The sequence below is a fragment of the Bacillus cereus group sp. BfR-BA-01492 genome, from assembly GCF_022662815.1.
GTDB lineage: Bacteria > Bacillota > Bacilli > Bacillales > Bacillaceae_G > Bacillus_A > Bacillus_A cereus_BD.
The window spans coordinates 1-2585 of record NZ_JAKUEH010000043.1 but is presented as its reverse complement, the minus strand read 5'-3'; the positions used below and the strand labels follow the sequence as shown (position 1 = coordinate 2585).

Sequence of the window (2585 nt, the reverse complement as noted above, 5' to 3'; positions counted from 1 at the left end):
CGCTTTTTTTATTGGTTAAGTCCTCGATCTATTAGTATTCGTCAGCTCCACGTGTCACCACGCTTCCACCTCGAACCTATCAACCTGATCATCTTTCAGGGATCTTACTAGCTTACGCTATGGGAAATCTCATCTTGAGGGGGGCTTCATGCTTAGATGCTTTCAGCACTTATCCCTTCCGCACATAGCTACCCAGCGATGCCCTTGGCAGAACAACTGGTACACCAGCGGTGCGTCCATCCCGGTCCTCTCGTACTAAGGACAGCTCCTCTCAAATTTCCTACGCCCACGACGGATAGGGACCGAACTGTCTCACGACGTTCTGAACCCAGCTCGCGTACCGCTTTAATGGGCGAACAGCCCAACCCTTGGGACCGACTACAGCCCCAGGATGCGATGAGCCGACATCGAGGTGCCAAACCTCCCCGTCGATGTGGACTCTTGGGGGAGATAAGCCTGTTATCCCCGGGGTAGCTTTTATCCGTTGAGCGATGGCCCTTCCATGCGGAACCACCGGATCACTAAGCCCGACTTTCGTCCCTGCTCGACTTGTAGGTCTCGCAGTCAAGCTCCCTTATGCCTTTGCACTCTACGAATGATTTCCAACCATTCTGAGGGAACCTTTGGGCGCCTCCGTTACACTTTAGGAGGCGACCGCCCCAGTCAAACTGCCCACCTGACACTGTCTCCCGGGTCGATAAGACCCGTAGGTTAGAATTTCAATACAGCCAGGGCGGTATCCCACCAGCGCCTCCACCGAAGCTAGCGCTCCGGCTTCAAAGGCTCCCGCCTATCCTGTACAAGCTGTACCAAAATTCAATATCAGGCTACAGTAAAGCTCCACGGGGTCTTTCCGTCCTGTCGCGGGTAACCTGCATCTTCACAGGTACTATAATTTCACCGAGTCTCTGGTTGAGACAGTGCCCAAATCGTTACACCTTTCGTGCGGGTCGGAACTTACCCGACAAGGAATTTCGCTACCTTAGGACCGTTATAGTTACGGCCGCCGTTTACTGGGGCTTCAGTTCAGAGCTTCGCTTACGCTAACCCCTCTCCTTAACCTTCCAGCACCGGGCAGGTGTCAGCCCCTATACTTCGCCTTACGGCTTCGCAGAGACCTGTGTTTTTGCTAAACAGTCGCTTGGGCCTATTCACTGCGGCTTTCCGTTAAGAAAGCACCCCTTCTCCCGAAGTTACGGGGTCATTTTGCCGAGTTCCTTAACCAGAGTTCTCTCGCTCACCTTAGGATTCTCTCCTCGCCTACCTGTGTCGGTTTGCGGTACAGGCACCTTTTATCTCGCTAGAAGCTTTTCTTGGCAGCGGGGAATCAAAGACTTCGCTCCATAAGGAGCTTCCCCATCACAGCTCAGCCTTCGCGGTAAGCGGATTTACCTACTTACCAGCCTAACTGCTTGGACGTGCACAACCAATCGCACGCTTCTTCTATCCTTCTGCGTCCCTCCATTGCTCAAACGATAAAGAGGTGGTACAGGAATATCAACCTGTTGTCCATCGCCTACGCCTGTCGGCCTCGGCTTAGGTCCTGACTAACCCTGAGCGGACGAGCCTTCCTCAGGAAACCTTAGGCATTCGGTGGACGGGATTCTCACCCGTCTTTCGCTACTCATACCGGCATTCTCACTTCTAAGCACTCCACCAGTCCTTCCGGTCTGACTTCACTGTCCTTAGAACGCTCCCCTACCACTGATACCAAAGGTATCAATCCGCAGCTTCGGTGGTGTATTTAGCCCCGGTACATTTTCGGCGCAGAGTCACTCGACTAGTGAGCTATTACGCACTCTTTAAATGGTGGCTGCTTCTAAGCCAACATCCTAGTTGTCTAAGCAACTCCACATCCTTTTCCACTTAATACACACTTTGGGACCTTAGCTGGCGGTCTGGGCTGTTTCCCTTTTGACTACGGATCTTATCACTCGCAGTCTGACTCCCAAGGATAAGTCATTGGCATTCGGAGTTTGACTGAATTCGGTAATCCGATGAGGACCCCTAGTTCAATCAGTGCTCTACCTCCAAGACTCTTACACTTGAGGCTAGCCCTAAAGCTATTTCGGGGAGAACCAGCTATCTCCAGGTTCGATTGGAATTTCTCCGCTACCCACACCTCATCCCCGCACTTTTCAACGTGCGTGGGTTCGGGCCTCCATTCAGTGTTACCTGAACTTCACCCTGGACATGGGTAGATCACCTGGTTTCGGGTCTACGACCACGTACTAAACGCCCTATTCAGACTCGCTTTCGCTACGGCTCCGCCTCTTCAGCTTAACCTCGCACGGGATCGTAACTCGCCGGTTCATTCTACAAAAGGCACGCCATCACCCGTTAACGGGCTCTGACTATTTGTAGGCACACGGTTTCAGGATCTCTTTCACTCCCCTTCCGGGGTGCTTTTCACCTTTCCCTCACGGTACTGGTTCACTATCGATCACTAGGGAGTATTTAGCCTTGGGAGATGGTCCTCCCAGATTCCGACGGAATTTCACGTGTTCCGCCGTACTCAGGATACATTCAAGAGGGAACGAAGTTTCAACTACAGGGTTGTTACCTTCTATGACGAGCCTTTCCAG

General features: G+C 52.4%; 1 rRNA gene. It reads right to left on the bottom strand.

Annotated features, from left to right (window positions below):
- Positions 1-11: 11 nt before the first annotated feature.
- Positions 12-2585, bottom strand: a 23S ribosomal RNA gene (locus tag MR063_RS21420); the annotation flags it as partial.